Origin of the sequence: Marinibium conchae, assembly GCF_015595035.1 — a bacterium.
Classification (GTDB): domain Bacteria; phylum Pseudomonadota; class Gammaproteobacteria; order Enterobacterales; family Alteromonadaceae; genus Glaciecola.
The window spans coordinates 270,110-292,814 of the sequence record NZ_JADNRN010000002.1 but is presented as its reverse complement, the minus strand read 5'-3'; the positions used below and the strand labels follow the sequence as shown (position 1 = coordinate 292,814).

The following is a 22,705-nucleotide window of genomic DNA, read 5'->3' as shown; positions in this document are numbered from 1 at the left end:
TATAAGGAGTTAAAATGGACTATATGATAATTGATGGTGCTCAAGGAGAAGGTGGTGGTCAGGTGCTAAGAACAGCCCTGACTTTATCGATGTTTACCCAGCAGAATATTGAATTAGTAAATATTCGTGCTGGTCGGAAAAAGCCTGGACTATTACGTCAGCACCTTACTTCTGTTTTGGCAGCACAAGAGGTTTCTGATGCTATAACAGAAGGTGTGGAACTGGGAGCTACTCGAATTCGGTTCTCACCACGCACTGTTAAACCAGGGAATTATCGATTTGCTATTGGCAGCGCCGGAAGTACCACATTGGTCTGCCAGACCATTTTACCAGTGTTATCCTTGGCAAAAGAAAGTTCAACAGTCGTATTTGAGGGCGGCACACACAATGGTATGTCTCCTTCATTAAGCTTTTTCGAGCAATCATATTTGCCCTTAATAAAAGGTATGGGGGTAAATTGTCGCGTCAGTACTTCAAAACTGGGATTCTATCCTGCTGGCGGCGGTAAATGGCAACTTAATGTGAAGCCATCTGTAACACTCAAGCCTTTTTTCTTAAGTGATTCGGGTGGCGACTTCGCTAACGATATAGACAACTGTTCTCTTGATGCCTTGGTGAGTTTATTGCCAGTCAGCATAGGCCAAAGAGAAATTGCCACGGCTCAGAAGCTTCTTGGTTGGCAGAACGCCTTAAATCAAGTTCACCAGATAGATTCTCCTGGCCCTGGTAACAGCTTCCAGCTTAGCATTCAAAGCCAAACTCATCGTAGTATATTTGAGGTTGTTGGCGAGCATGGCTTATCATCAGAGAAAGTTGCCAAACGTGCTGTGGGACGAGTAAATAAGTTCATACATGCCAAAGCCGCCGTAGAAGAGTATCTCGCCGACCAGTTGCTTATCTTAATTGCTATCGCTGGGAGCGGCAGTTTTACAACAACAAAACCAAGCTTACACACAACAACGAATATTGCCGTTATTAAGCAAATATTGGGCTGTAATATAGAAATTACCCAAGTTAACGATATGCTGTGGAAAGTTAACTTATAGAGGAACAAAAACAACCCTAAACTAGTTTTATGCTACTTCCATCGGCGACTGATGTAAAAACTGCCAAGCGCGCCCAGCAAAAACGCACATGCAGGGATCAAGAACCACTTGTGGCCAGAATAGCGCATTACCGTACGACTACTTACTCTCTCGTAATAGCGGCGCCCAGCCAGTGTTTTTTTCACGTAAGCGTCCCCTCGGTCATCATAAGTTCTTTCTTCTAATTGATGGATACGCTTTAGTAGCTCTTTTTGTCGTGCTCTTTGTTCTGAATTGTCTATGCCTTGCACTTCTGCAGGAGGGCGCATTTTCAGAACACTAAAAGTATCAAGCGCTTCGTCGGGATTTAATTCACCCTGCGAACGATAAAGATTTTCTGTTGTAGCTTGTGGAGGAATAAGTGCATGACCAAGGGAGGCACCGCCAACAATTAACATAACCAAGCCACAAATCAACCAAATACGCTCATCTTTTTTCTGTTGGTTATTTTGCCTTAATATGGCACTTCTCACCTGCTTCAAACTCTTGAGTTTTTCCAACTCATCATTATGAATCTTGGCGTAGAAGCTATCTAAATCTATTTTATAAATATCGACAAGCCGCTCAAAAATATCTTCTGATGGAAACGACTTCCCCGTTTCCAGTTTCGACAAGTAAGACTGCTCTATTTCAATTTTTGCGGCGGCCTCTGGTTGAGTCCAATTTTTTTCTTCTCGACAAGTGCGAAGGTAATCACCAAATTTCATACTGCTCTCCAAAGCTAAATACACGACGCTATTCTTGTTAAGTCATGCTAAGAATTCTAGTTGAATAAGGGTGAATAATCCCACCTTTTCAAGAATAAGCACCATATTGAGAGCAATAAATAGCTGCCTAGGGAAATTGTGTAATTAAGAGAAGTCACTTATCCGCTTCTCTACTCATCGAAGTCGCATTTGTATCTTCGTTTAAAATTCTAACTTCTCTTTGCGGGAATGGGATCTCTATGCCGTTGGCTCTCAGTGTTTCAAAAATGATGAGCATTAAGTCGCCGCCCACGCGATTTTTACCATCATCAATACCTAACATCCAAAATTCCACAAACATATTCACCCCAGAATCACCAAAACTGTCAATCTCGCAGTCGGGGCGTTCTTCAAAGGGTACATCTTCACCGCTGATCACTTGTGGATGCTCTGCGACAGCCACTTTGATGAACTCAACCATTTGGCGAATATCGGTCGCGTAGGGAACTGAAAAATCCACACGATAACGTTGCTTGGGATCTTTATGAGTCCAGTTAGTCAGCAAAGATGAGATGAATTTTTCATTCGGAACCAGGATGTCTTTGCCGTCATAAGTTTCAAGCACGGCATAACGCATTCTAAATTCTCGAACGAAGCCCTTTTGGCCGTCGTCAAGCTCAACAAAATCGCCGACTGTGAGTGACTTATCGAGTAAAATAATAATACCCGAGATGAAGTTTGAAGCGATGGTTTGAAGGCCTAGACCGATACCTACGCCTAAGGCGCCACCAAATACGGCAAAGGTAGTCAGGTTGATGCCCATAATGTTCATTAGCAGCAGCACAACGATGCAAAACAAACCTACTTCAAATAACTTGGTAAATACCTCTTTTGTTGGTACATCCAAGCTCTTTTGGTTCTTTATCACGGCTTTACCGAAGGCATTGGACTCTCGCCCCAACCAGAATAAAAAGCCGCCAAAAATAACAACCCTAGCCACTCCGTATGCCGAAATACTTAAATTACCAAGCTCTATCGACATACTCTCAAGTACGGCGACAATAAATGGTAGCACATCAATTAAGTGTAAAAATAATATGGGTAACAAAACCCATCGGAAAGCTCGCGCAAGGTTTTTCTTAGTTACAAATGCCGTTATGAGCGAATTGACGAATATCAAAATTGCAATGGTGAACGCCGTTTGAATAAGCCAAGGGGAGAATTGCAGACTTTCGCCGACCAGAGTCGATATTTTTAGCAGCGATATTGCTAACACCGGGAAAATCATATCTCCCAAGCGATACAGCAACTTCGTTGTTGCATGAGCTGCTTCAACCGGCGCATTGTGCGTAACGCCAATACTATGTCTTAGTTTAAATGAAAGCCCATAAGCGGATGCATAAATAACGAAGATCACAGCGAGTTGTAAGTAGGTTAATCCGCTACTAAGAGACACCATCGCGGTTTGTATGAGTTCATCAAAGTCAGTTTGTAAAGATTCAATATTCATTTTTCAGCTCATTTGTTAGTTTTCAGCGACAACTGAGTCGCCACGACCATCATGGGCGCATAGCTTTACGCTTTGGGAAGTGACAATAAAGTTGGTGTAAAACTTAGATTTGTAACAATAAAGTAATTGCAAAAATTCTAGCATACACTCTTTACTAACAAAAAAATGAGTAGAACGATATGGTTTACTAGTTATTTGAGTAGTGTTAAAAGAAGTATGGTGTTAGTTTCATAAATTAGAACTAATGGAGCCTGTAACACATTCTGTATAATTGCCTTGCGATTCAAATCATATTTATTAATCACAGATAAATAAGAACTCGATTACTCTTTTGTGATTGCAATAGCCTCGAACAGTGTCCTTATTCTTGGTTCGAATTATATAAACAATTGACTCGAAACTATTGCATTTCTCATTATCGAATTTGTATCATTGTTTCACAATTTGTTTTAAGCAGGAGTTGTGAAATATTCGTTTATAACCTTCTCTATGGCAACCATTAGTTCATCACAGTTCCTTTGTATTAATGCAAACGGATGAGGTTCTGAAAAAGCTCCAATGTCATTGTCAAAGTACTTTCCTGAGGCATCTCTAAATTTATTCGATAGTGCAGCATCAAATAGCACTTGTGCGCCAATACTCAGATCATTGCCAGCAACGCCAAAACCTTCTTTGACCATTTTAGAAGCCAACAATGAACCTGGGTTCACGGCTACATTCACCTGTGATGAACCGAAAGCGTTTGTTGTAGCTCTAACCCACATCGTCAATGCTAGTTTGCTCTGTGCGTAAGCTTGCATATCGTCGCCCAGTGGTAGCTTTCCAGTAATTGCATCATTTTGCACAGGTGATTGTGCCGCAGAGGATAAGTTAACAATTCGGCCTTGTTCTGACAAAATCGGTAACAAGCCTCTTGTAATAATAATTGGCGCTATCGTGTTGACAACAAAACGGGCATCTAAGCCATTCTCAGTAATTGGGTTCGGTAACTTCAAAACCCCAGCATTATTAACAATTACGTCAATGCTACTGTATTTTGCATTAACGATGTTTAGCAATGAAGCAACATCACCAAACTTAGACAAATCAGCCAAAACGCCCTCAATTTTTACATCTGGGAATGCATTATGTATTTTTTGTAGCGTTGCGTTCATCTTCTCTTGGCTACGACCATGCAATATCAACTGATGATCATGGGCAGCAAATAGCTTGGCGGTTTCAAATCCGATTCCATCTGTTGCGCCCGTAATTAAGATCGTTTTCATGTGTTGTCCTTCGGTGTTGATGTTTTCAAATAGAATACTAATGACTAATAACCACTTTACCCATAGCTTTTCCACTCTCTAGTCTTTGATGTGCCTTAGCCACGTCTTCAAGTGTAAAATCGCTTTCATCTAGTACTGGCATAAGTTCACCCGCTTCAACTATCTTCGCAATTTCTTCTAGAATTGCTCCATGAATCTCCCGATTTACATTGTGAAGCATTGGAATAAGCATAAAGACAACATGTAAAGACAAACCTTTAAAGTGCGCTGTAGACAAATCAATTTCTACGAGGGATACCGTTGAAGCCACTTGACCATTTAATTTTGCAGCATCAAATGAATTCAACATATTTTGACCGCCTACTGAATCAAAAACGACATCAAAGCCAATATTATTGGTGTATTTAGTGACATAATCCGCGACTGATTCATTAACATAATTGATAGGAGTTGCGCCCAGTTTTTCAATAAGCGAAAGTTGTTTTTCACCTCCCCCGGTTGAATAAACATCCGCACCAAAATGCTTTGCCAACTGCACAGCAATGTGCCCAACACCTCCAGAACCGCCATGCACAAGTACTTTCTGACCTTTGCTAACCGCAGCTCTTTTGAGACCTTCATAAGCAGTGATCGCCACTAATGGTAATGCAGCGCTTGCTCTCATGGTCAAATTCTTAGGCTTCTTTGCAACTAGATTTGCATCAGCAACAATATACTCCGCTAGTGTACCGGGCAAATCAGTTAAACCTCCAGCACAACCATAGACTTCGTCACCAACTTGGAATACATCAACATTGTCACCGACTTCTTCAACGATACCAGCGAAATCCATTCCCAAAATTGCAGGTGCTGCTGGCGAAAGAGGTAAGTCAGGGCCCATTTGCCGAATCATTGTATCGACGGTGTTTACACTAGAGGCCATAATTTTGACCAATATATGGCCTTCTTTAACGCTCGGCTTTGCAAGCTCAGCAACTTCAAATACATCTGCTGAGCCAAAATTCTTTACTATCATCGCTTTCATGAAATGCTCCCGTAAACCTGCTTTTTTGATTGGATGTATGTTATCTCTTATCTTTACGTTTGATAACCAACCAAATAATTGAATTACTTTTTAGATTTATTTGATAATAGAGCTTGAGCTTACTGTTTCATTTGAGGAGGTAAATCAATGATTGTGCCCTCTATCATCTCTGCACTCATTTCCGCTCAATGATTATCTTTTAACTTACGGTTAGTGCCAAAGTTAGCTTTAGTTTTTATATACATTGGGACGGGAAGTTACTTCCAGCTAATATACTCGATAGGGGCCGTCAGTTCGTAAATAGATAATAGCTTCTTTATTACTTTTATTTTCGATAACGTGAGTGTTTAGTCCAGAAGACTCGATATAGCTACCTGCATTTAGTGTCGTTTTGTTTTGCTCGCCGTCGCTGTAATTGACTACTCCAGTAATAATCACTGATCTAAATTCGCTTGCTTCTGTTTTTATAGCTCCTTTAAAGCCGCTAGGAATTTTGAGCATTGATCCAGACAATTTAGAAGGTTCCCCCCAAACAAAAGCAGTCCTTACACCTTCAGCATCAATGAAACCTAATTGTTTGTGTTCCATCCAAACGAGATTGTCAATGTGGAGGTTTATGGGATGTTCCCCGTTATCAAATTTCTCGCTTGATGGCTTAACTAAATAAGGACCAGAGTCAATTTCTAGGTAGATCAGGTTAGTCTCACTATTTGCCGCTGTAATATGGTTTTGCCCCGCAGGCTGCGTCCAAAAAGACCCTGTGGGCAACCACATTTTTTCAGCTTTTGGATCATCGTTATGCAATTGACCTTCAATCACAATGCCGCGGTATGAAATATTGTGAATGTGAGGAGGAGATTGAAACCCATTATTGAACCGAACTAGCATTCCTGTTGCAGAATCCTCAGCTCTATTTCCCCACAGGTTTGCGGCGCCGGGACTTAACTCTCCTCTTAGCGGATTTAAGTGACCCCACTCTACTTCATTCGACTCAATGACTTTTACCGTTTTGTTATCCGCCAAGGTCGAGGCTGAGAATAATATCGTGATCAAAGTGTACGTATAAACTAAATTCCTCATAGTAGGTTCCTTTTTCAAATTTAATTCAATAAGTTTAACGGTTCATTTGAGGAGGTAAGTCAGTGATCGTACCCTCTATAATCTCTGCACTCATGCCCACTGATTCATTCAGGGTTGGGTGCGCATGTATAGTTAGGGCAATGTCTTCTGCAGTCGCGCCCATTTCTATAGCAAGAGATATTTCTCCCAATAACTCACCAGCGTTTAGTCCGACAATGCCGCCGCCAATTACCCGCCCAGTTGTGCTGTCGGTGATTAATTTAGTTTTTCCCTCAGACCTGCTTGAGGCGATAGCACGACCCGAAGCTATCCAAGGGAAGTTAGCAACTTGATAATTTATATCAGACGCTTTGGCTTCCTTTTCAGTCACGCCAACCCAGGCAAGTTCAGGGTCGGTATAAGCAACAGATGGGATACAACGTGGATCGAATGTGTGATTTTTGCCCGCAATTACTTCTGCAGCAACATGCCCCTGATGGACCGATTTATGCGCTAACATAGGCTGGCCGACAATATCACCGACGGCAAAAATATGTTCAAGGTTTGTACGCATTTGGTGGTCAACTTCAATAAAGCCTTTGTCATCAACTTTAAAGCCTGCCGATTCTGCGTTTAACAACGCACCATTTGGCTTCCGACCGACTGCAACTAATATTTTGTTATAGGTAATTGGCTTTGTTGGCGCGCTCATTCCTTCAAAGACAACTTCTAAACCACTTTTTTTACTCGTAACGCCAGTTACTTTGGTAGACAACATCAGCTTAAACTTTTGCCTATTGTATTTGCTGTAAATCGTCACCAAATCGGCGTCAGCGGCCGGTATTAACTGATCGGCAAATTCAACAACGGTCACCTCCGACCCAAGAGAACTATATACAGTGGCCATTTCCAAGCCTATTATTCCACCACCAAGTACAAGCAAGCTTTCTGGAATATCATTTAACTCCAATGCAGATGTCGAATTCATGACTCTGTTATCTTCATAAGGCATGAATGGCAATTCGACTACCGATGACCCTGCAGCAATAATGGCATATTCGAAATTGATAAGCGTGACACTATCATCATTGCTCACTTTCAATGAAGTTGGCGATACAAATTGCCCATCGCCGTTGATGACTTCGACTTTTCTGCCTTTTGCCATCCCTGCTACACCGCTAGTCAACTTGGATACGACGGACTGTTTCCAGGTATTTATCTTGGTAAGGTCAATTTCCGGTTTTGCAAATGTTAAGCCATGCTCACTCGATTTCCCTGCATCATCAATGAGTTTAGCGGTGTGCAATAATGCTTTAGAAGGAATACAACCAACATTCAAACAAACACCACCAAGGTCTTGATACTTTTCAACCAACAAAACTTCTAATCCTAAATCTGCAGCTCTAAATGCGGCAGAATATCCACCGGGCCCAGAACCTAAAACTAGCACTTGAGTTTGAACAATGCTCATCGTTTTTCTCCTAGTATTTTTCGGCGCAACATTACTTACTAGTCAACCCTTAGCAAGCATTGATATAAATCGTCCTTGAGTTTGGCTCGTTGCTGCTTAAGTTCATGCATAGTAGCGTCATCGGCTGGTGAGTTTTGTAACTCTAAACTACGGATCTCTGCATCTAATGCATCATATTGAGCCGCTTTAGCTTTGAATAATTCATCACTTTTGTTTAACGCTTCTATTTTGGTAGAAAGTGATGGAAACTCGTTAATTAATGAATGATTTTCACCTAACATTTCAATTTTCCTTATCTCGTTGTTTGTACGTTAATTAGAATGGTGCAAAGTTATCTTGCTTTGGCCTTTCCAGTATCCAGCGTGCCGAAGCATCAACCCTTGCATCAGATTTCAAACCCCTTGCTACACTGCCTCGCTCACCAAATAGCCAAAGCACAAAGTTTGTGCGCTCACCACTGGTAATTGGCAACGCTGTATGAGGTACTGAACCACGATGTATCATTGCGCTGCCTGGAGCAAACATAAGTGACTTTGTCTCTTTTGTACTAGTATCAAAAAAGTCCACTGATGACCCTGTGAAACTTTCATCAGGTAAATTCAGGTTAATGTTTAAAGTCACCGACGACGCATCAGTATGAGGCCTAATCGATGTATCAGTGGTAGGCTGGTACTTAATTGAAAAGCCAAAGCTTTGCGAGTCATAGCCCATAATTTCGGGGAACAACATTCTGGCAATAGGTCTCATGTATAAGTCTATTAATGTTCTATAGAATGTCTGAAAAGAGGGAGCGGCAAGGTAACCCGAGGATCTAGGGTCAAGCATAGCGCCCCCTCTATTCAACACAATTCCATAGGGAGGGCGCATTGGTATCTTTGCATCCCAAGCACTCTCCAAAAAATTACGTAATAATGTTAGCTTTTCAGGGTTAAAAAACTGGCATGTATATACATTTGGAGTAACCTCTTCCCATAAAGCTCTAACTCTCTGTTCTGTATTAGGATTTCTCCAAGCATTCTGCACTGCAACCATCAAACGCTCGTCTAGCAGTTCGTTACCTAAAGCGACTAAATCCATGCTTTGTTGCTCGTCCCACTCTGCCCAAGCTAACTCCAACAATTTACTATTACTTGACCAAAACTGTTCAACTGATGACGAACGCAGCAGCATCTCTTCTCGTGACGGTAGCGCAAGTTCTTGTGCTTGTTTCAGATAATTTACTGTCATGACAACATCCTTACTTAATTTATGTCTTGAACGTTAATAACAACGTCATTCCAGTTGCGCTGCGTTTCCATATCGTGCTCGAGGCGTTGCTCGTCGGCGATTGCAAAGCGCTTTACGGCTGGCGTTTTGCTTGTTGCTTGGTAAAGCCAATAAGCTTCGGCTTTTAACGCTTCACCTATTGGTTTATCAATTGATTCATAAACCATTTGCTTGCAAGCATTAATCGATTCGGCAGGCCATTTAGCAATTCTGTTTGCGAGGTTATCAACATATTTACCAATTTCGTCTGGTGCTAATGCTTTGTTGATTGTGCCGAATTTCTCTGCTTCATCAGCATCAAAATCGCGTGCACTTAGGATTATTTCAAGTGCTTTACCAAGGCCCGTTTGACGAGCCATTCTAGAAGCCCCTCCACCACAAGGAAGAATGCCCATTGCAACTTCCATTTGCATCAACTTGTATTTACCTCTGGCAGCAAAACGCATGTCCAACGCTAGGGCTAATTCATGACCACCACCGCGTGCAAAACCTTCTAATTTAGCGATAGTCGCTTGAGGAACTTTGCTCAAACGTTCACAAACAGACTGTAAATCTAACAACGTTGCTTCGTCTCGCGAAACGGCTTCTGTAGACATATCTTTCAATAGCTCAGTATCATAGTGACAAACCCATATTTCAGGATTGGCAGATTGGAACACCACTACTTTTGTGTCACGATCCCTTTCAAGACGCATTGCCAAACTGTTTAAATCAGCAAGCATTTCTTGCCCTTGAACATTGGTTTCGCCAAAGTCGAAGGTAACAGTCAATATCCCAGAAGCTTGCTTTGTGGTGAAGGTACAGAAGTTTTCATATTTCATCATTATTTCCTTTTTTAGTAATATCTTGTGATGCTTGATCGATGCTAGGCATAGCGCACTAGGGTTCTTGTTTCTATGCTTTTCCTTGGCGCACTAGCCTTTGATTGACCAACTACATCAAGTGCGCTGTGAGCGAGGTGAGGCTTGCCTTTGCTGTTAAATATATTAAAAACAATGACTTCTTCAGGAGTCATGTCTGATAAATAAAACCACTCGTGTTTCGGATTGTTGACGAGGCCTAAAATTTGCCCTTTTCGGTCGGGATAGATTAGCTCGATATCCACCCAATCATTTATATTAACGCTGGAGGGTTTTATAAAACCAAGTGGGGAGGTTTTTATGGTTTCTTCGATAGGACGCCAAATGTTGACGAAAGCAAATTCTCCATCTTTATATTTCAAAGCCTGATGCGCTCCGACCAAATCACTCAAACGTTCATAAGCAGCTTTTTCACTATAATCGTTGTGCACATTTCTAGCGGGCTTGCGAATCGCTTCTGAGTCATCAATTCTTACAGTATGGTCAAATACAAGCACGTCTTGTGCGCCGATGCTTTTCTCTAGTAGCTGACTTATTTCGCTATCATAAGTTTTCTTCCAACCTGGTTTGTTGAAGTCGTTTACTTCTGATTTGGCATTCAAAAATACGAGTCCGTCTACATCAATAGAGAACTCAGCTTTAGTGTTTCTAATATCTCGTACTTGCACTTGAGTTTCTTGTAGTTCTGGCGAAATAAGCTTGCCCTGAATACCATCTACATCGAACTGAAAAGACTGAATTTGGTTTTTATTAACGTGATAATTTACTGATGCAATTAGGTTCATACATGCCTCTTTCAAAAACTCATATCGAAGTACACTATCGCTGCACTCGTTGGAATGCATAAACAATAATACTTATGAAATTTTTTATAAATAAGCAGTTTGAATAATTAGTATTTAGTTTTTTTATATAATGTCTAAGGTGTTTGAACCTATCTCATATTGCTATTTTGTGATCGGATTTATGAAAGAAACTAAATGATCGTCTTACAAACCGTAATGCTCAGTCTATTTATTGAAAAGTTGATAGCTAGCTGTAGTGTATATGTGAGACAGAATTGCAGGCGCAGAGAGCCAAGGGCGGCTCTCTGCGGACTTGTTTTGCTATTGCTCCGGATTTTTTGCTGTCCAAGCTTTATCTAGTTCAATTAGATTTTTATTGTTTTTTTCGTTCATCAAAATTTCTAACTCTTCGTGATGCCTTTTGTAAGCCGAAACATATTTCTCTTCTTGCGCTCGTTCTTGATGTAACTCGGGTAGCATTTGTGCTTCTTTTTTACTAAAAATATGCTTCAGTCGATGCACCTCATATGGATCAACTCCTAGGTTAGTCATTACTGTTTGGCCCATTGCAATAGCGCTACCAAATGTTTCTTTGTAGATATTACTAACGCCAAGATCCATCAATTCAAAGGTGGCTTCTCTGTCCCTTGCACTTACCACTATTTCCAAGTGCGGGTAGTGTTTGTTGGCAAGCTCTACCAATTTTTTGGTAGCATCCGTATCTGCAAAACTCACAATTAACATATCAGCTTGTGACGCACCAGCAGCTGCTAACAAATCAAGCCTTGTTGCGTCTCCGTAGTACACTTCGAAACCTAATTTTCGAAGTACTTCTACATTGTATGAGTCATGATCCAGAATGACCGGTTTGATACCTGCTGACAGCAGAAAACGCCCAATATCAGTACCTAAACGGCCGAAACCAGCTAAAATGACTCTGTGTTCATGATTTGAAATCTCATCATCTTTACTATCATGGTTTATCTCAACATTCTTCTTACTTAGTTTTTCATGAACGACAAACATGACTGGCGCCATAAACATCGAGATAGCAACCGCAGATATCAGAGGCTCAATAACTGATACGGGCAGTACCCCCGAACTCTTCGTTACTTGGAACAGCACGAATGCGAACTCTCCCCCCTGAGCCAAAGCAATTGCAAACAAACCTCGATCTTTTTTACCGATACGAAAAACAAAGCTAATTGCTATTAAAATGACCCACTTAATTGCTATTAACCCAGCTGCCAAGCCAAGAACTAAGGCCATGTTATCGCCGATAAGTGTAAAGTTTAAACTTGCACCAATCGAAATGAAGAAAATTCCAAGTAAAAGGCCTTTAAAAGGCTCAATATCACTTTCAAGCTCATGTCTAAACTCGCTATCAGCCAGCACGACACCTGCAAGAAAAGCACCCAAAGCAGGGGATAATCCAACCATCATCATTAATAATGAAGTGCCAATGACAAGCGACAAAGCGGCTGCAACAAACACTTCTCTAACACCCGTTCTTGCAATTATTCGAAACACCGGTTGAGAAGCAAATTTTCCTAACAAAAGCACAGCTGCTATCGCGCCGATAGTGACAACAAATTGCAAGTAAGCGGGTAAATGGCTGATATCAAATAAAACGGAGTCGTGCTGACCGCTTGCGGCAATTGATAAAGTCGCAAGCAAAGGAATAATTGCTAACATCGGAATTACAGCTAGATCTTGAAAGAGAAGGACCGCAAAAACTGACTGGCCAGCCTCTGTTTTCATTTTGCCTTTTTCTTGGAGTGTCTGTAAGACGATTGCGGTTGATGATAGCGACAAAATCAAACCAACGGCTATAGCCTGTTGCCACGGCAAAAATATAATACTGACTAAGGTGATAAATACGCTAGTTAGCAGTACTTGAGAGCCTCCAATACCTAAAATAGGAGTCTTTAGCTTCCATAACAACGATGGTTTTAATTCTAAGCCAACTAAAAACAACATCATTACGACACCAAATTCAGTAAAATGCATTATATCTTCCACATCATGAATTAGTGAACCTCCAAATGGGCCAATCACAATACCAGCAACCAAATATCCAAGCACTGAGCCCAAACCTAGCTTTTTCGCAATAGGAACCGAAACCGCTGCTGCCGCGAGAAAAATGAAGAATTGCAGTAAAAAAGATTCCATTTTATTTTGCTCCTTCTTTTTTAGTTGGAAGAACATTAAGTTCATCTTGTTGAGAGAGCTCATGTACATCGACTAAGGAGTCTCGCAGAGTAATAATGGTATGTTTGTATCTGTTAACATGGTTTTCTATTTTGTCAGCTGAAAGACCTTGGTGTACCCCTGTGATAGCGAAAGGAGGAAGCCAAACTAGGCCACATAGTTTGGCTGTCGCTTTTACAGGAGCAAGAAGCTGTTTGAGGGTATATTCGTTATAACCTGCTGGCTGATACGATGAGGAATCTGCACCGGTTGATATGCATTGGAAAAATAATTTACCGTGAAGTGCTTTTCCCATAGAGCCATATGCCCAACCGTGCTCTAATACCAAGTCAAACCATTCTTTGACTATTGCTGGCGTGGAATACCAATAAAGCGGATGCTGAAAAATGATAATGTCGTGCTCTTCACACAGGCGTTGCTCTCGTTCTGTATCAATCATAAAGTCGGGATAGTTAGCATACAGATCGTTTAATGTTACTCCCTCTATGCCTTTAACAGCATCACATAGTGCCTTATTGATCTTGGAACGTGATTTAACTGGGTGTGCAAAATTAATTAAGACTTTTTTCATTTAATGGGCTCGATAAAATATTGATACCTCACCATAATATTTTTGATAAATTATATAAATGAGGTATATTTATAATCAGTATTTAGTTTTAAGAGATAATTGATGGATACTAAAAGTATTAAACTTTTTGTATTGGCCGCAGAACTATTGAACATTGGCGCGGCAGGAAGCCGTCTAGGTTTCAGCCCCGCAGTTGCAAGTGCTCGCTTAGCCAAATTGGAACTCGAATTGGGGGCAGACTTATTCCACCGCTCAACTCGCAAGGTAACCTTGTCAATTGAGGGGGCAGAGTTCTTGCCGTTTGCGCAAGAAATGATTGCGCAAGAAGAAGCTTCATTGGCGGCTCTGGGGCGAAGAAATCCCAAAGTAAGTGGAACATTAAGATTTGCAGCCTCTAGCACCTTTGCTGAGCGCTACATAGCACCTATATTGCCCGAATTTTTAGATATGTATCCTGATGTCAATTTGGAATTAAAGTTATCTGATACACAGGTGAATCTAATCGACGGCGGGTTTGATCTAGCGTTAAGAAACTCTGCGGTTGAAGACAGCAGCCTAATAGGGCGGCGATTATTTCAAGATACTCGAATTCTATGCGCATCTCCTGACTATTTAAGCAAACACTCTTCAATATTGACACCCGAAGACTTGGATAATCATCAGCTGATATTGTTTATTAATTCAAAACCTCGAAAATTAAAGTGCAAAACTGCGCAGCGAGATTGTACCTTCCCTCCAAATAAGGCAAAGCATAGTATTGTATGTGACGACGGAGCAACCATTCGCAGAGCTGCATTGGCTGGTGTCGGCATTTGTATGAGTTCCCTATGGAATGTAAATACTGAAATTGCTGAGGGAACCTTAGCGCGAGTGCTACCAGATTATTTTGTTGAAGACAATGCTGCTGTTTGGTTAGTTTACCCTAAATCAAATGTGATTACACCCAAAGTTCGGGTTTTTATTGATTTTCTCGTCGACAAACTTGCCGATATAAATAGGTAATAGGCCTCCAAGCTTTCACTAGGTAGTCAGCTGTGCCAAAAATATTATTGCTCTTCTTTTCTGTGCTGCATGCATGTTCTATGTAATATTTCTCTTTTTCGGTAAGTATAAAAACCATTAACAATTCCAATTAAACGATATCAATTTAGCTAACTTTATTGTCACTCCGCAAAATTAAACAACTTGCCCAGCAACATAGCCACTCGACCATGCCCATTGAAAGTTATATCCGCCAAGCCAGCCAGTGACATCAAGTACCTCACCAATAAAAAATAGCCCTTTTTGCTGTTTCACTTCCATTGTTTTTGATGAAATATAATCTGTGTTGACCCCACCTAGCGTGACTTCAGCGGTTCTGTAACCCTCAGTGCCATTTGGTTTGAGCTGCCATTGAGTAAATGCCTCGGCAGCACTCGCTAGTTCTTTTGGCGTGTATTGTTTAAGCGGTTTATTTGCCACATCAAAGTAGGGTAGTGCAGCAGTTACGAAACGCTTTGGATAGTGTTTCGATAGTGCGGTTGAAAGTTGAGTATCGGGAGAGTCTTGCTGCTGTTGCTGCAGGTCGTTGAGCAAATCACCATTCGGGAAAAGATTAAACTCGACTGCCTGCCCCGGCTCCCAGTAACTCGAGATTTGCAAGACAGCTGGGCCGCTCAATCCGCGGTGAGTAAAGAGGATATTTTCGTTAAAGTTTACCTTATTACACTGAGCATTCGCATCTACTGAAATACCGCTTAGTTCACCAATAACCGCTTTATCTTGCTCGTGCAAGGTAAAAGGTACTAGCGCAGCCTTAGTAGGAATGATTGGTAGGCCAAACTGCTCGGCTACCTTATAACCATAAGGTGTTGCACCCAGTTTTGGCATGCTTAAGCCACCCGTTGCGATTACCAAAGACTCACACAACATAGTTCCCTGACTGGTCTCTACCGCATATCGAAAGCCTTCAGTATCGGTAACTTCAGCCACCGTCGACACTTCCGTTCTATTTTTAATGACCACATTGGCTTTTTTGCACTCTGCGAGTAGCATATCGACGATGTCTTTTGCACTGTGATCACAGAATAATTGGCCTAAGGTTTTTTCGTGATAAGCAATGCCATGTTCGTTTACTAATGCGATAAAATCCCACTGTGTGTATTGACTCAAAGCTGATTTACAAAAGTGAGGATTTTCACAAATGAAGTTTTCATGTGAGGCATACATGTTGGTGAAATTACAGCGCCCACCACCACTCATTAGTATTTTTCCACCTAAGCGCTTGGCATGATCAATAACCACTACTTTTCGCCCGCGCTTACCCGCCTCTATTGCACAAAACAAGCCTGCTGCACCTGCTCCAATAACAATCACGTCGGCTTGTTGATTCGCTGAAACTTCCTGCATTATAGCCAACGCCTCACATTTTGACTGTATTGGATAAAGTCATCACCAAATATTGCAAGCAAGTTTCGCTCTTCCGGCATAATTTGAAAACGCGTGATAAATACACAGAAAGGAAGCACCCAAAAGGCACCAGCAACATTATCGAAACGCACACTCATCGAGAAAATGGCGATGGCCATTGCAAGGTACATTGGGTTTCGAGTCATTTGAAATACGCCGGTGGTAACCAAAGAAGAGGCTCTTTCTATTTCAACGGGATTCACTGTCGTATTGGCTTTTTTAAAAGTAACTACGCCCAAGGCGCCGATCACTATTCCAAGTGCAAAAATAAGATGCGAAACAATTTTGGTATTATCGCCCAGCAACACAGAATAATTGCCAATGGAAGGCGTGAAATATAAAAAAACCGTCGCAATGAGAAACACTACGACGGGTGGAATTTTGAGCTCAAGTGACGACATACACTAACCGTTTACGAATAGATATGCCTTAGTATAACGCGTTTATAGCTGCTTCAGAATAGTATCTGCGTCGCTAACTTCGAATTGACCTGGTTCTTCTACATTCAAGGCGCGCACTACACCATCATCAACGATCATACTGTAGCGAATAGAACGCACACCACCAAAGGCATCAGTGTCCATATCGAGACCAATCGATTTAGTAAATGCACCATTACCGTCTGCTAGCATAGTCATTTCTGACGCATTTTGCGATTTACCCCAAGCATCCATCACAAAAGCATCATTAACTGAAATACAAATGATTTCATCAACCCCTTTGGCTTTTATCTTATCCGCTAATGCTACGTAACCGGGCAAATGAGCGGCTGAACAGGTGGGTGTAAACGCACCCGGAACAGCGAACAAAACCACCTTTTTGCCATTAAACAAAGTGCCTGTATTCGGGTTTTTCATTTCGCCATTTTCTAATACGCTAAATACCGCTTCTGGTAAGGTTGCGCCTACTTCAATCATAATATCTCCGTTGTTTGCTTACGCCACCACTCTTAGTGAGCAGCTTGCATTTCATTGTGTTCGTTTCACTACCCTAGCAGTGTTGAATGTACACATCAAATCGATGCTTTTTAGATTCTATTGCCGTAGTAGGCATTCTGCCACTCGGCAGCGCAATTGCTTCAGCATAACTAGGCCGTTTTACTACGACTCGTTTGCCTGCATAGTTCAACGCCGCTTCAAGTAATTCGCTACTATCGGTATCCGCGCCAAGTAGTTGTTGAAAGGCTCGCATCTCTTTTTTTACCAAGGCCGACTTTTTTTTATGAGGAAACATTGGGTCGAGATAAATCACATCGGCCAAGGGTTTTATTGATTGTTGATTGATGTAGTCAGTCGCGTTCGCTTTTACCAATTCAAGATTAGCCGAAAGCTCTTCTAAAAAGCCACTTTCATCACTACTACTGGCTACGGTTAAGCGCTTTAAGGCGTCTTCAAGCAAGGCGCTAATCACAGGGCTTCGCTCTAACATAGTCACCTTTGCCCCTACTGAGGCCATGACAAAGCTGTCACTACCCATCCCTGCTGTGCAATCAATCACTGACAAGCTTTCTTTGCCTTTTATTCCGATAGCTTTAGCAATCGCCTCGTTGCGGCCACCGCCATGCTGCTTGCGATAAAGCAATGCGCTAGAAGCGAAGTCAACGCGTATGTCGCCCCAAGTAGGTTCATTGCTCAAACGCAACACTAAGCCTTCTGCAGCGTAGACGAGTTGCCAAAGCGCGACTGCTTCTTTCACTTTAGCTTTGGTCTTGGTATTCGCCTTTTTAGCGCTTCCCGTAGTACGCTGTATATAGGCAGCCGTGACTACAGGAAAACCGGTTTCAGCCGATAGCACTTTTGCGGCTTGCTCTGGCTCAATTCGGTCGGTATCTTCTACAAGAATGACTATTCCTATACCTTTTTTACCTTGGTTTTCTTGGCTGTTTTGCCCATCTTCCTTACGCATTTCCATACTCTTCTTTATACGCAAGCCATCGGTTTATAAGGGCTTGTGACTGAGATGGATACTGTGCCCAAACATATTCAGCCATATTCTTCACATCTGGAATGAGCTCTGCATCACGTATTAAATCAGCAATTTTCAAATCAGCAATACCGGTTTGTTTAGTGCCTAGCATTTCACCGGGCCCACGTATCTCCAAGTCTTTTTCGGCGATATAAAAACCGTCACTAGACTCTCGCAACACGCCTAAACGCTTGCTCGCCGTTTTTGATAGTGGGCCCGAATACATCAGCACACAATGGCTCTCTACGGAGCCTCGGCCCACGCGGCCTCTTAATTGATGCAATTGCGCTAACCCTAGTCGCTCTGGATTTTCGATAATCATTAAACTTGCGTTGGGTACATCAACGCCTACCTCAATCACGGTGGTGGCAACAAGTAAATCGAGATCACCCTGTTTAAATTCGTCCATTATTTGCTGTTTTTCAGCCGACTTTAAGCGACCGTGAACTAAACCAACTTTAAGCTCTGGAAGTGCTGTGCGAAGGGCAATGGCGGCATCTTCAGCAGCCTGACATTGCAATACTTCGGATTCGTCAATAAGCGTACACACCCAGTATATTTGACGATTATTGTCTATCGCAGCTTGGCGAACTCTTTCAATCACATCGGCACGGCGAGAGTCAGGCAGCACTACGGTGGTGACAGGGGTTCTGCCCGGCGGTAATTCGTCGATAATTGAGGTATCAAGATCGGCATAGGCAGTCATCGCGAGCGTACGCGGTATAGGCGTTGCCGTCATAATAAGTTGATGTGGAAATTTTCCCAATTTCTCGCCTTTTTTTCGCAGCGCCAAGCGCTGATGCACGCCAAAACGATGCTGCTCATCAACAATCACCAATGCCAGGTTTTTGTATTCTACTTGCTCTTGGAAAATAGCATGAGTGCCCACCAAAATATCAATATTTCCCTGTGATAAGTTCTCGAGTGTCTCTGCGCGCGCTTTGCCTTTGAGCTTACCAGCAAGCCAACCAACACGAATTCCTAAGGGTGTTAGCCACGCACTGAAATTATTAGCATGTTGCTCAGCTAGCAATTCAGTGGGTGCCATGAGCGCTACTTGATAACCTGCACTAATGGTCGACATAGCGCCCAACGCGGCCACTAGTGTTTTACCCGACCCCACATCACCTTGCACTAAACGCATCATGGGTAAGGGTTTTTGGATGTCCGCTTCAATTTCTTCCACAACTCGTGATTGCGCGCCAGTGGGACTGAATGGCAAGGTTGCTAAAAAGTCTTGCTTTAATTTAGTATCAATTGGAATGGCAATACCTGGGTCGGCATTTGATTGTGAGCGTACTTTTAGCATGCTCAAATGATGAGCCAAAAGCTCTTCTATCACTAAGCGCTTTTGCGCAGGGTGTCGGCCTTCGTCCAAATCTTCAATTATTACACTTGGCGGGGGGCGGTGTACTAAATGTAATGCATCGGTCAGTGACACTTGGTTTTCATACAAGCCGGCTGGTAGCAACTCCAATAATGCACCCTTATCGAGTTGCTTAAGGGCTTGCTCGGTTAAATTCCGCAAGGTTAGCTGTTTCACGCCCTCAGTAGTTGGGTAAACAGGAGTCAATGATTCTTCTAAAGCACTATCTTGCCCTTCATCAATTAGCTTGTATTCAGGGTGCATCATCTCAAGATTGCTTTTGCCCGTTTTGATTTCACCAAAAGCTCGAATCGTAGTGCCAATGCTGAGCGACTTAGTTTGCGCAGCCGAGAAATGGAAAAAGCGCAGGGTTATTGTTCCAGTGCCGTCACTGACTTTGACTAAGAGCATTCTACGACGACCGTACTGAATGTCGGCAGCCATAATTTCGCCCTGAATGGACACGTGAAGATATGCATGCAAGTCGGCAATAGCATAAATACGCGTTCTATCTTCATAGCGGGCAGGCAGATGAAAAATAATATCTTGTAGGGTCACCAAACGAAGCTTTTTAAGCTTCTCAGCAACTTTTGCACCCACGCCTTTGAGGCTAGTAACCGGCGTATCGGCCAGTGACTTCATACAATCTCATTCTTGTTCTTTTTATTGATACTACGAACTTTACCAGACATCACATTTTTAGCTAGCCGTTCAGGGATACAGGTTGTGAAAATATTCCTCAAAACGTACTATTCGTTCAGGAAACCTAACTATCGAGTGTTAAGAATGTTTGTAAATTGCGAAAATCGCGCCAAAATCTCATATAAATTGTCAGTAACGAGCCTGTTCACGATGCTAGTGTTAGCGCTCAGTCTATTGAGCTTCAAAAGCTTAGCTGATGATGCAAAGGCGAGTCTTAAAAGTGCAGAAGTGACAGAAGAACAAGCTAAAACTGCCATTGCCTTCGTGGAAGCTCTGAACAAGCAAAATGTTGATGATATTGCTAATTTCTTTGATTTAATTGATTTTGGTGGATTAGTAATATCGAAAATAGACACTGAAGCAAACATTAAGCGTGCATTGGCTCAGCAATATCGAACGACCGAATTTGCGCGCACTTTTATACAGTCATCATTTATTTTACCGCAGCAAGCATCGGCTACTTTCAAATACAGAGGCCCTGTAAAAACGGAACTCTTCGGTAACCGCCCCATGGTGAGGCTTGATCATAGTGATGGTGGCCATGAATTTATGCTTCTTTTTTTTAACGATGCCAATAAAATTATTGATTTGTTTTACGCATCTAAAGGCGGCATTGTGTCGGATTCAGTGGCGGGTACAACCCAACTCTTACTACCCACGCAAAATCGTTTTATTGCTCGCCTGCTTGGGAAAGAAGAGAACAGCAAAGAAACTACCGCAAAGTTTGTAAAAATGCTTACACTGCGAAACCAAGGGAAGTTCCCAGAAGTACTGGAATTAATTCAGACGCTTCCTGAAAGTATTCAGTCACATAGAGCGATTGTTGAATTGGAAGTATTAATAGGTCAAAACGTAAGTGACGAGTCATATATGAATGCCTTGGGTAAACTGAATACTTATTTCGGCGACGACCCGTCAACATCGTTCATGCTTATTGATTACCACGTAACTGTTGGAGACAATGAAAGTGCTGCAAAATCTGTCGATAAAGCAATTGAATTTTGGGGGGAAGACGCGGCACTTATTAACCTTAAAGCTAACATGCTATATTTGTTAGGCGACAATAAGGCCGCAATCGAGCAAGCAAAATTAGGCATTGCTAAAGAGCCTAACTTCGAAGACCTCTACTGGACACTGATTGCACTTCAAGATTTAGAGGGTGATTTTGAAAATCTGACAACGTCATTTCGCGAAGTAAAAACTCGCTTCAATCAGAACTTAACGCCACAAGATGTGTTAGATGCAGGCACAGCCGAAAGTTATTTGGCGTCGGACGAATTTAAGAAGGTGCTTGCTGCTGGTGAATTTTAGACGCTAATATGCACTAAAAGTTACTGCTTCAAAAGACTGGGCTGGTTCAACTGAAGCCATTATCGTAATCGCTCTTTGAACCACTCAATCACCTCTTTATCTGCAGCTTCTTTATTCTTTCTAAGGCCGTGGTCATCATTTTCATAAAGGCTTAACTGATGTGGCCTTTGGGTTTCCTCAAACTTCTTTGCTAAGGCAATAGAATTTTGTACGTTAACTCTTTTATCCAAGGTGCCATGCTGCAGTAAAATAGGAATTGTTCTGTCGATTTCTTCAGACCAACACAGCGCCGAGCGGGCTTTCAATTGTGCTTCTTTTTGCGTAGCGTAGTTTGGAATACGCTTTTCATAGACCATTTCCATTTCAGGACGAAACTTGATTTGATTAAGTAAATCATAGTTACCCGCGCTAAGTACCGCAGTTTTTACCGTAGATTGCAGCTCTTTCAAGGCCAACATTGTCTGCATACCACCCCGGCTAGAACCATACATACCGATAGCATCATTATTAGCGTTCTTTAAATACTTTAATTTATGTACTAGCGACACCACATCATCCACATCCGCGCCGCCGAACTCATCTTTAAATAAACCACCTTGTTGCATTGTGCCCCTATATTGACTACCTACAACAATGAATCCTTGCTCAGCTAATGGCATCAGGCGCGCCATTTTCGCACCGAATACAACCGCACCAAAATTTCCATTTCCGCCGCGATTGTAGAAAATGATCGGCAGTTTGGCGCTTCCTTTCGGACGCAATGCATAGCCTTTCACTTCCTCACCATTCACCTTATAGGTAAAAATGATGCAGTCGATACGTTCTTTGTAATCCTCGTACTTCGCGCGAGGAAACATCTGTTTGAAGTTGAATGAACGACGTTTAAATTCCTTCTCGTCTTTCGCTCGCTTTTTCATCTTGCTTTCCATCATTGCTAACCATGAGTCGTAGTTATCAAAAGGCCGGCTAAAACAAGTATATTGATTTTCGATTTCCGCTTCCGCTTGAAAGAAATCACTTTGCTGGTTGTTAGCATGTGTAAAAAAGAAACGAAGGCGATGAGAAAAATGATGGGCTTTTGCATAGCAGATTAAAATCCTTTTAATAAATAGTGATAACA

At 42.0% G+C, this 22,705-nt stretch carries 21 protein-coding genes; 3 read left to right on the top strand and 18 right to left on the bottom strand.

Translation table 11 applies throughout. The features are described from left to right. Positions 1 to 14 precede the first annotated feature (14 nt). A complete protein-coding gene (gene rtcA / locus ISG33_RS09085; protein WP_195733288.1) occupies positions 15 to 1,046 on the top strand; it encodes an RNA 3'-terminal phosphate cyclase in 1,032 nt (343 codons plus the stop codon). Positions 1,047 to 1,078: 32 nt separating this feature from the next. Here the strand turns inward: rtcA and ISG33_RS09080 are convergent, their stop codons facing one another. The 12 genes from ISG33_RS09080 to ISG33_RS09025 all read right to left on the bottom strand — a co-directional run bounded on the left by ISG33_RS09080 (position 1,079) and on the right by ISG33_RS09025 (position 13,793). Further along, complete coding sequence (locus ISG33_RS09080) at positions 1,079 to 1,792, bottom strand: helix-turn-helix domain-containing protein (protein WP_195733287.1); 714 nt, start codon at positions 1,790 to 1,792, stop codon at positions 1,079 to 1,081. A gap of 154 nt (positions 1,793 to 1,946) precedes the next feature. After that, positions 1,947 to 3,281 (bottom strand): mechanosensitive ion channel family protein, encoded by a 1,335-nt coding sequence (locus ISG33_RS09075; RefSeq protein WP_195733286.1) that lies wholly within the window; start codon positions 3,279 to 3,281, stop codon positions 1,947 to 1,949. Between the two features lie 449 nt (positions 3,282 to 3,730). Beyond that, a complete protein-coding gene (locus tag ISG33_RS09070) occupies positions 3,731 to 4,546 on the bottom strand; it encodes an SDR family NAD(P)-dependent oxidoreductase (RefSeq protein WP_195733285.1) in 816 nt (271 codons plus the stop codon). A 37-nt stretch (positions 4,547 to 4,583) separates the two neighbouring features. Continuing rightward, a complete protein-coding gene (locus ISG33_RS09065; protein ID WP_195733284.1) occupies positions 4,584 to 5,570 on the bottom strand; it encodes a zinc-dependent alcohol dehydrogenase family protein in 987 nt (328 codons plus the stop codon). Positions 5,571 to 5,837: 267 nt separating this feature from the next. Then, on the bottom strand, positions 5,838 to 6,650 hold the full coding sequence (locus ISG33_RS09060; RefSeq protein WP_195733283.1) for a DUF4437 domain-containing protein: 813 nt from the start codon (positions 6,648 to 6,650) through the stop codon (positions 5,838 to 5,840). Between the two features lie 34 nt (positions 6,651 to 6,684). Further along, the gene (lpdA, locus tag ISG33_RS09055; RefSeq protein WP_195733282.1) at positions 6,685 to 8,100 is read right to left on the bottom strand and encodes a dihydrolipoyl dehydrogenase; all 1,416 of its coding nucleotides are present in this window, start codon (positions 8,098 to 8,100) and stop codon (positions 6,685 to 6,687) included. Between the two features lie 38 nt (positions 8,101 to 8,138). Further along, a complete protein-coding gene (locus ISG33_RS09050) occupies positions 8,139 to 8,381 on the bottom strand; it encodes an HP1242/YdcH family protein (RefSeq protein ID WP_195733281.1) in 243 nt (80 codons plus the stop codon). Between the two features lie 34 nt (positions 8,382 to 8,415). Beyond that, positions 8,416 to 9,327 carry a 2OG-Fe(II) oxygenase family protein gene (locus ISG33_RS09045; protein ID WP_195733280.1) on the bottom strand — a complete coding sequence of 304 codons (912 nt, stop codon included), beginning with the start codon at positions 9,325 to 9,327 and terminating at the stop codon, positions 8,416 to 8,418. Positions 9,328 to 9,341: 14 nt separating this feature from the next. Then, complete coding sequence (locus tag ISG33_RS09040; RefSeq protein ID WP_195733755.1) at positions 9,342 to 10,187, bottom strand: enoyl-CoA hydratase/isomerase family protein; 846 nt, start codon at positions 10,185 to 10,187, stop codon at positions 9,342 to 9,344. A 44-nt stretch (positions 10,188 to 10,231) separates the two neighbouring features. Next, on the bottom strand, positions 10,232 to 11,011 hold the full coding sequence (locus tag ISG33_RS09035; protein WP_195733279.1) for a CmcJ/NvfI family oxidoreductase: 780 nt from the start codon (positions 11,009 to 11,011) through the stop codon (positions 10,232 to 10,234). Between the two features lie 321 nt (positions 11,012 to 11,332). Beyond that, positions 11,333 to 13,183 carry a monovalent cation:proton antiporter-2 (CPA2) family protein gene (locus ISG33_RS09030; RefSeq protein ID WP_195733278.1) on the bottom strand — a complete coding sequence of 617 codons (1,851 nt, stop codon included), beginning with the start codon at positions 13,181 to 13,183 and terminating at the stop codon, positions 11,333 to 11,335. A gap of 1 nt (position 13,184) precedes the next feature. Continuing rightward, a complete protein-coding gene (locus tag ISG33_RS09025; RefSeq protein WP_195733277.1) occupies positions 13,185 to 13,793 on the bottom strand; it encodes an NAD(P)H-dependent oxidoreductase in 609 nt (202 codons plus the stop codon). Positions 13,794 to 13,895: 102 nt separating this feature from the next. Between ISG33_RS09025 and ISG33_RS09020 the strand changes: the two genes are divergently transcribed. After that, positions 13,896 to 14,795, top strand: a complete 900-nt coding sequence (locus ISG33_RS09020; protein WP_195733276.1) for a LysR family transcriptional regulator — start codon at positions 13,896 to 13,898, stop codon at positions 14,793 to 14,795. Positions 14,796 to 14,969: 174 nt separating this feature from the next. Here ISG33_RS09020 and ISG33_RS09015 read toward each other — a convergent pair whose 3' ends face one another. From ISG33_RS09015 to recG, 5 genes are all read right to left on the bottom strand, one after another. Continuing rightward, on the bottom strand, positions 14,970 to 16,181 hold the full coding sequence (locus ISG33_RS09015; RefSeq protein WP_195733275.1) for a BaiN/RdsA family NAD(P)/FAD-dependent oxidoreductase: 1,212 nt from the start codon (positions 16,179 to 16,181) through the stop codon (positions 14,970 to 14,972). Next, positions 16,181 to 16,642: a methyltransferase family protein gene (locus tag ISG33_RS09010; protein ID WP_195733274.1), complete on the bottom strand. Its 462-nt coding sequence runs from the start codon at positions 16,640 to 16,642 to the stop codon at positions 16,181 to 16,183. Before ISG33_RS09010 ends, ISG33_RS09015 begins: the two co-directional genes overlap by 1 nt. 42 nt (positions 16,643 to 16,684) lie before the next feature. Continuing rightward, positions 16,685 to 17,158 carry a peroxiredoxin gene (locus ISG33_RS09005; protein ID WP_195733273.1) on the bottom strand — a complete coding sequence of 158 codons (474 nt, stop codon included), beginning with the start codon at positions 17,156 to 17,158 and terminating at the stop codon, positions 16,685 to 16,687. A gap of 73 nt (positions 17,159 to 17,231) precedes the next feature. Then, positions 17,232 to 18,152, bottom strand: coding sequence for a class I SAM-dependent methyltransferase (locus ISG33_RS09000; protein ID WP_229333512.1), 921 nt, complete (start codon positions 18,150 to 18,152; stop codon positions 17,232 to 17,234). Beyond that, on the bottom strand, positions 18,139 to 20,214 hold the full coding sequence (gene recG, locus ISG33_RS08995; protein ID WP_195733272.1) for an ATP-dependent DNA helicase RecG: 2,076 nt from the start codon (positions 20,212 to 20,214) through the stop codon (positions 18,139 to 18,141). Before recG ends, ISG33_RS09000 begins: the two co-directional genes overlap by 14 nt. 210 nt (positions 20,215 to 20,424) lie before the next feature. Between recG and ISG33_RS08990 the strand changes: the two genes are divergently transcribed. Beyond that, positions 20,425 to 21,585 carry a tetratricopeptide repeat protein gene (locus ISG33_RS08990; RefSeq protein WP_195733271.1) on the top strand — a complete coding sequence of 387 codons (1,161 nt, stop codon included), beginning with the start codon at positions 20,425 to 20,427 and terminating at the stop codon, positions 21,583 to 21,585. Between the two features lie 59 nt (positions 21,586 to 21,644). Here ISG33_RS08990 and ISG33_RS08985 read toward each other — a convergent pair whose 3' ends face one another. After that, positions 21,645 to 22,502 carry an alpha/beta hydrolase family protein gene (locus ISG33_RS08985; protein ID WP_195733270.1) on the bottom strand — a complete coding sequence of 286 codons (858 nt, stop codon included), beginning with the start codon at positions 22,500 to 22,502 and terminating at the stop codon, positions 21,645 to 21,647. Positions 22,503 to 22,705: the final 203 nt, after the last annotated feature.